The 7,122-nt window shown below is 71.4% G+C and carries 6 protein-coding genes and 1 pseudogene; all 7 read right to left on the bottom strand.

All coding sequences use genetic code 11. The features are described from left to right. Positions 1-118 precede the first annotated feature (118 nt). Positions 119-988: a S8 family serine peptidase gene (locus tag JWR81_RS18020; RefSeq protein WP_297653723.1), complete on the bottom strand. Its 870-nt coding sequence runs from the start codon at positions 986-988 to the stop codon at positions 119-121. 50 nt (positions 989-1,038) lie between these two features. Next, positions 1,039-1,590: a GAF domain-containing protein gene (locus JWR81_RS18015; RefSeq protein ID WP_297653720.1), complete on the bottom strand. Its 552-nt coding sequence runs from the start codon at positions 1,588-1,590 to the stop codon at positions 1,039-1,041. Continuing rightward, positions 1,587-4,442 carry an ATP-binding cassette domain-containing protein gene (locus tag JWR81_RS18010; RefSeq protein WP_297653716.1) on the bottom strand — a complete coding sequence of 952 codons (2,856 nt, stop codon included), beginning with the start codon at positions 4,440-4,442 and terminating at the stop codon, positions 1,587-1,589. The genes JWR81_RS18015 and JWR81_RS18010 overlap by 4 nt, the downstream gene beginning before the upstream one ends. A 531-nt stretch (positions 4,443-4,973) precedes the next feature. Then, positions 4,974-5,306, bottom strand: a pseudogene (locus JWR81_RS34420) (FHA domain-containing protein); the annotation flags it as partial. A 66-nt stretch (positions 5,307-5,372) separates the two neighbouring features. Then, on the bottom strand, positions 5,373-5,690 hold the full coding sequence (locus JWR81_RS18005) for a hypothetical protein (RefSeq protein ID WP_297653713.1): 318 nt from the start codon (positions 5,688-5,690) through the stop codon (positions 5,373-5,375). A gap of 114 nt (positions 5,691-5,804) precedes the next feature. Then, entirely contained in the window at positions 5,805-6,545 is a 741-nt protein-coding gene (locus JWR81_RS18000; RefSeq protein WP_297653709.1) for a hypothetical protein, read from the bottom strand. Next, positions 6,538-7,122 (bottom strand): thiopeptide-type bacteriocin biosynthesis protein (locus JWR81_RS17995; protein WP_297653706.1); only part of this gene is annotated, 585 nt, incomplete at its 5' end. The genes JWR81_RS18000 and JWR81_RS17995, both read right to left, overlap by 8 nt.

Raw genomic sequence — 7,122 nt, 5'->3', positions numbered from 1 at the left:
TCGATGTCGAACTCGGCAACCGCGGCGACCTGTTTCAGTATCAGGAGCGCCCCACCGCTCGCTCGCCTTCCCAGCCGGCTCCGGGACGGACACCTTCGGCCCCGTCTCGACGTGTTGATCAGGGCGTGGGCGCGCCAGGTGCCCCGGTCGGTCTCGACGAGCAGGTCGGTGGGCGGGTGTTGCGCAGCCTGCTGATCCGGCCGGCCTGGCGCGGTGCCTCCAGGACGTTGGCGGCGCAGGCATGCAGGATGGTCTTGAGCTGGAATGGGCGCAGTTTCGGGTGCTTCGACTTGATCAATGCGATCAGACCGGAGATGTGCGGAGCGGCGTAACTGTTTCCGGTGGCGCGCATGGTGTGGCCCGCTCGCCAAGCGACCTCCACATCGATCCCACGGGCCAGGAACTCGGTCGGGGGGTTCGGGTTGTAGTGGTAGCGGAACGGGTCGGTGGCGTGGTTGCACGCGACGCTGGTCACCGAGGCGAACAGCGAGGGGTAGCTCACCCGGTCGACGTTGTTGGCGGCGGTGACGATGGTGATGCCGCGGAAGTAGGCGAGGTCGCACAGCTCGTGGAAGGCAGCGGCGTAGGTGTCCTTGGTCGTTCCGAGGGACAGGTTGATGACGTCGACGCCCTGCTCGATGGCCCATCGAAGTCCCTCGAGGAAGACCGTCGCCCTCCCGGTGAGCCCGGGGCCGAGGACCTGGACCGATATGACCGTCGCTCGGGGCGCGAGCTGGTGTACGACACCGGCGCAGGCCGTGCCGTGGCCGAACGCGTCGCTGTGCGCGCCGGGCACGAGGACCACCGAACCGTCCCCGGCAAGTCGTGCCGACGCACCACTGACCTGGTCGACGCAGTCGCCGAGCCAGGGATGGGAGGCGTCCACGCCGCTGTCCACGATGGCGACACGGGCTCCCGCACCGGTCGCGCCGCCCCAGGCCCACTCGGGGGTGATTCCGCGCAGTGCGAAAGCCGACGGCAGCACCATCGACACCGACCGATGGGACCAGGCCGGTCCCGACCGACCGGGAGAGTCGGTCAACTCAGCAGTCCTTCGATCGCCGCCGCGACGGCCGCGTAGCGCTGCGGGTTCTGGGCCGCGAGCTGCTCGAGACCGCTGGCCAGGACAGCCGGGTGGGCAGGCGCCGGGCGGCCGCTCCTGCCGTCCCCGAGGGAAACGGCGGCGATACCGGCCAGCAGGCTGACGACCTCGATGTCGTCCACGGTGAACACGGATTGCGGATGGTCGATGAGCTCGAGTACCGCGACGACGCCGTCGTCCGCCTGGCACGGCACGGCCAGGAGGGATCTCGGCGATCGGCCGAACGTCGCGGCGACGCCCTCCGCCAGCATGTGATCACTCGACGTGGGGGTGATGGCCAACGGCTCGCCCGAGGCCATCGCGTATGCGGCGGCGCTTTGGCCGAGACCGACCCGCCGTCCGAGGAGCGACCCCGGCGAGCAGGCTCCGGCGGCCGCCACGACCACCGCCCCCGGCTCCGACGTGTCCACGATCCATCCTGCGCTGGCGCCGGTAGCCCGCAGCGCGGCCCGCACCACGGCAGTCAGGGTCTGCGTCGCGTCGTTCATCGGGGGCGCCCCGGTCCGCCGTGGTCCACCGGTGGGTGGGCGGGCGTCGCGGCTACGCGCAGCTCACGCATCTCGTCGACCAGGATGGTCTGGGTCTGGCCGGACCCGAATCCGGCCCTGGCGAGTCGTGTGCCTCTCGGGACCTCCGCCTCCGGCAGCTCGCCACCCGCCTCCGACCCCGAAGCCGGTCGAGCCGCCGTCAACGAGGAGACGACCTCGGCCGGCATGACCAGTGCCGTGAGCGGTTCGGCGGCTCGCAGCGTGGTGCCCTGCGCACCACCGAGCAACGCCTGGAGGCCGAAGACGTCGCCCGCCCGGAGCTCGGCGACCGGGTCGAGCCGGCCTGCCAGTCCCGGTACCTGCACCACGCCCCGGCCTCCGGTGACGAGCAGCAGCTTCCCGGCGCCGTCCGGTACGGACTCGCCGGGTCGCAGCGCAACTGTGGTCAGGCGGCCCACCACGGCTCGGAGAACATCGGCCTGCACGCCGCGGAGGACGGGAACCCGGCCGAGTGCGTCGACGACGTCGAGCGAAGCCGCTCCGCCGGACTGCTCGGCCCAGAGCCGGGCGTAGAGCCCGCCTTGGGCGAGCAGCTCGTCGTGACGGCCCTCGGCGACGATCCGCCCGCGGTCCAGTACGACGATCCGGTCGTAGTCCGTCACCGAGGTCAACCGGTGCGTGACGGCCACGACCGTACGGTGGCCGGCCACCCTCCGCAGGGTCGCGTCGATCTGCCGTTCCGTTCCCGGGTCCAACGACGACGTCGCCTCGTCCAGCAGCAGGATGTCGGGTGAGCGGACCAGCGCCCGGGCGATCGCGACCCGCTGCCGTTGGCCGCCGGACAGCATTCCGCCGCCCTCCCCGACCAGGCTGTCGTAGCCGCGCGGAAGCTGGTCGACGAATGCGTCGACCTCCGCGTCCACGGCTGCGCGCCGGACGTCCTCGTCCGACGCCGTCGCCGAGCCGAACGCGATGTTCTCGCGCAGCGTGGTGTCGAACAGGAACGTGTCCTGGTAGACAACTCCCAACCGGGCCCGGAGAACGTCGGACGACACCTTGCGGAGATCGACCCCGTCGTAGAGGACCTGCCCGTCGTCCGGGTCGTAGGACCGCATCAACAGGCCGAGGACGGTGGATTTCCCCGATCCTGACGGCCCGACGAGGGCGACACGGCTTCCGGCAGCGATCGTGAGGTTGATGTTCTCGAGGACCTGATGCCCTCCGTCGTAGGTGAACGAGACCCCTCGGAGCTCGATCGCGGATCGGAGCGGTCCCACCGCCACGGCGTTCTCGGTGTCGACGACGTCCGGACCGCTCTCGAGGATCTCGTTGACGCGCTCGAGAGCGCCGGTGGCGGCCTGTACCTGCTGGCCGAGCCCGCTCAGCCCGGTGACGGGACCCAGCGCCTCCCCCATCAGACCGAGGAAGGCGACCAAGCCGCCGACCGTGAAGCTGCCTTGGAAGATCATCCAGGTGCCGATGGCAAGAGCGGCCAACCTCAGCAGGGTCATGATGAGCTCGACGCTGAGCTCGAACAGGCCACCGAAGAGGCTGAGCCTCCGCTCGGCGTCGAAGAGCCTGCGGGACGCCTGCGAGAAGCGCTGCCGTTCCCGCGATCCCAGCCCGAACGCGCGCACGATCGGCTGGGCGCTGTGGTTCTCGGCCGCCACGGTGAGGACGACGCTGCTGCGCTCCTGGACGGCGACGCTCCGCTTGCGGGCTCCCCCCGACATCCGCCGGAACACCACGGCGACCAGCGGCACCCCGAGCAGCACCAGCAGGGCGAGGAACACGTTCAGTGTGAACAGGACGGTCAGAGACACCACCAGAGACAGTGCCTGGAAGGCACCGTCCCGGAGCGTGGAGGACAGGCCCAGCTCGACGACACCCACGTCGTTGAACAGCCGGGACAGCACGTCACCCTGGGAATGGCGGTGGTACCACCCGGCGGACAGGGTCTGCAGCCGGTCGAACATCCGCTCGCGCAGGTCGCGGACCACGGCGCTGGAGACCCACGCCGAGAGATAGGTCCGGCGGAGGTTGGCCACGGCGGTGACGGCAAGCGCCACGCCGAGGCTGCCGAGTACCGCCGCCACCTGGGTGTAGCGGCCGCTCGGGATGGCCTGGTCGAACAGGGTGCGGCTGGCGAACGGGAAGTAGACGGTGAAGGAGAGGCCCAGCAGCATCAGCACGAAGACCTCGGCCTGCTTGCGCCGGTGCGGTCGCAGGTAGGCCAGAGAGAGCCGGAGGAACTGGCGGGGCCTGACCCGTCCACCCGCAGCCAGGTCCTGCCGCCACGCGGTCTCCAGCCTGGCCAGCGTGGCTCCGTACAGGTCGACGGCGGTGGCGTCGACGCGGCCCAGTTGCGCCGTACCGACCAGTCGGCGGAAGACGTCCTCGCTCTCCTTCCTGATCAGGTAGGAGACGAAGGACAAGCCCATCGCCACTCGGACGTCGCCGGTCGCGTGGATCAGCGGCGGCAGGTCGATGTCCCGGAGCCGCTCGTCGACAGGGGGAACACGGGCGGCCCAGAGTCCGTACCCCTCGATCAGGTCGGCGAGCGCCCCTGCCGCCGCGAACTGGGCACCGAACAGGAGCGCGAACGGCCGTTCCAACGGCTCGGGCGGGGCCTCCGCGGTGACGATCATCCAGATGTCGTTCCGCGTGGGGTCGACGGTGGTACCCGAGGTCTGGAAGCCTCCGGGCCGGGCGGGGTCGGGCACGGGGTCGACCAGGTGGATCGTGGGAGTCCCGCCCCACGCTTCGGAACCGAACCCGGCCAGACGCCTGCGGGCCCGTTTGGCGGCCGCGACCACGTTGTCGAGGACGCGCTCGCCCGCGCTGCCTGGCACGTAGTGGAGGACGGCGTGATCGGTCTCGCGGATCCGGACCTCCAGCGACCCCCTCGTCGGAGTCGCGGGTCGAGGCGACGGTGCCGGCGGCCGGGCTGCCGACAACGGCGTGATGGGGCGCTCGGCGGGGGCCGTCCGGCCGGGGCGGATCGGCTTCCTGCTCGCGGGAGGCGTGGGATCCGGGGCCGGTCGACCGGAGGCCGGGCGGTCGGGGTGTGCGGTCGCCGGAGGACCGTCGCCCTGTCCGAACGCGCTGACGGATCCGGACAGCCGCGGTTCCGCCACTCCACGGGGCCGCGGTTGCGGGGCGCCTCCGTCCGGACTGCGACGTCTCGGGATGTGTTGTTCCGGCGGCGACCGCCGCGCCGCAGGGGCAGGGGCAGGGGCAGGGGCGATCGCGTCGGACGCCGGTGGTGGCGGTGGCACGGTGGCAGGGGCCGTTTCCTGACCCGACCCGGGTCCCGCGGCCGTCGCGGCGGGCCAGACCGTCGGAGGCCGCATCTCGTCGGCGGATACGCCGACAACGAGTCGAACTGCGCCGATCTCGACGATGTCGCCATGGTCGAGCCGCACAGGAACGGTTATCCGAGCACCGTTGACCGCCGTCCCGTTGCGGCTGCCGAGGTCGACGATGTAGAGGCCGTCCGATCGGGGATCCAGCCGCGCATGGCGCCTGGACGCCTTCTTGTCGTCGATGACGATCCCCGTGCCGGCTCGACCGATTTCCGTGGGGGCACCGATCAGTACCGCCCGTGACGACTTGCCGGACTCGGTGACAATGACATGCTGAGTCGATTTCGCCGAGACGGCGGACCCGGGAGACTCCGAATCGGTGCTTTCACCGGTCTCGGAAATGTCATCCACGGCATCCGCCCGACGTCGCGGTGGACAGATCTCTCGCCGTCAGGCCACCGGAACAGCGGGGCGACCTCAGCGCGACTGGGACGGATTGATCCGGTACTCCGCGCCGGAGGAGAAGGTGCCGGGACACATGACAGTACTGGACGCTCGCCACCCCGCGTTGGTGGACGCGGTCGGCTGGAACGGGCCGAGGAAGGAGAGGGACTGGGCAGCCTTGCCCGATCCCATCTGGAACCCCGACACCTCGGAGTTCTCGTCGAGAAGCTTCTCGCAGAACTGCGCCATCTCCGGCTCGGAGACCTTGCAAGCCTCCATGACCTCGTCGCGAATGAAGTAGATCGATCCGTCGTCACCACGGATGACAGTTCCGCCGGCCTCATCAGCCATGTCAATCCACCTCAGTCCAGGGGTTCGGCCGACCGAACCGGCCGTAGGACGCACAAGTGTCGGGGGTCACACCCTGCTACGTCAAGGGCAGGTCAAGGCCGGACTGCATACCCGTCACGGAATGGGCGCAGCGGCCTCGCGGATCGCCCGCAACGCGGCAGGCTCCTGACGGAGGCCGGCCTCCTCGCCCGCGAGCCGGACCGCCTGGATGTGGCACAGCCGCGCGATCACCTGAACCCTCGGATCCACATCGGACCACCGTTCCGACGACCCGGGCGACCACGCCCGGAGGTTGGCGCACAGACGTGCCGGAACCACCGGCAGGTCCCCCGGGAGGGCCACTCCGGGGGACGGCGTCCCCTGCGGGCCCGTCGCTTCGCCCACGGCCGCTCGCAGCCATTCCAGATGCCAGGCCGCGGCTGCCGCCCGCCGTGCCGCCGGGACCAGACACCCGTACAGCACGGCGAGCTCGCCGCCGACCGTCGCGCCCGGCCCGGTCCCGCTTCGGTGAGCCGCAGCGAGGATGCGCACCGCGCGGGCGCTGGTCACAGCGAGCAGCGCACCCCAGACGGGTGGGCGGCTCCCACCGGGGAACAGCGCCGGTTCGAAGGCCAACGGCAGCGGGCGTGGCCGGGCCGCCCGGACCAGGCCGGCTCGCAGTCCTGTCTCGATCCACGGCGGTGGGTCAACGGGCGAGCCCCCCCACAGCCCCACCTCGAGTGTGGGCAGCTCTCCGGGGACGTCGAGCCAGAACCAGTCCGTGCCCGTCGCGGCGATCAGCTCGAGCAGCGACCGACGGTCCGAGTCCCCGCCGAGCACGAGATGCCACCCGTGCCACGGGTCGCCGTCAGTCACGGCCGAGCTCCGCGAGCACCGCGGCGACCAACGGCCCGAGCTCTGCTGTGGTGAGGGCCCACCGGTTCCAGTGAAAGATCGCCACCGCGGAGACCCAGGACCGGACCCGGAACCCCTCGCTCCGGCGTAGCTCTGCCGCGGCGTCCCCGGTTCTGGTCGCCCACCGGGCCGCGCGGGCGTACAACGCGGCAGCACTGCTGTCGGCGGTCTCCGGCAGCCGGCCGGCGAGCACCGCCCGCACGACGGCGGCCTCCGGGGGCGCGGCCGGGTTCGGCGGGATCGGCCCGACGGCATGCTCCAGCCTCAGCCAGATGTCGCGGAGCTCGGCGACGTCCTCGGCCACGGCGGCGAACAGGGCCTGCGCGGTGACCAGGCCCACCGCGACAGCGACCCCGGGTCCGTCGTCGAGCTCGCCGGTGCGCCACGCCAGCAGGAGGCGGCTGTCGGCCGCGAAGTGGGTGTGCGCCAGCTCGAGGCCGAGCGGCCCACCGAAGCGATCCACCTCGGGCTCGTACCCACCGACTGCCACCGGGGCGACGGCGAGGCCCTGCGGACGGGTACGCCACCCGGACAGGGC

This window comes from Pseudonocardia sp. (genome assembly GCF_025965585.1).
Lineage (GTDB): Bacteria > Actinomycetota > Actinomycetes > Mycobacteriales > Pseudonocardiaceae > Pseudonocardia.
Note: the sequence above shows the minus strand (reverse complement) of the source record. Positions and strands in the feature narration are given on the sequence as shown.

Coding starts and splice junctions, on each gene's coding strand:
- JWR81_RS18020 (WP_297653723.1), bottom strand. CDS start 988: ATGGTGCTGCCGTCGGCTTTCGCACTGCGCGGAATCACCCCCGAGTGG.
- JWR81_RS18015 (WP_297653720.1), bottom strand. CDS start 1,590: ATGAACGACGCGACGCAGACCCTGACTGCCGTGGTGCGGGCCGCGCTG.
- JWR81_RS18005 (WP_297653713.1), bottom strand. CDS start 5,690: ATGGCTGATGAGGCCGGCGGAACTGTCATCCGTGGTGACGACGGATCG.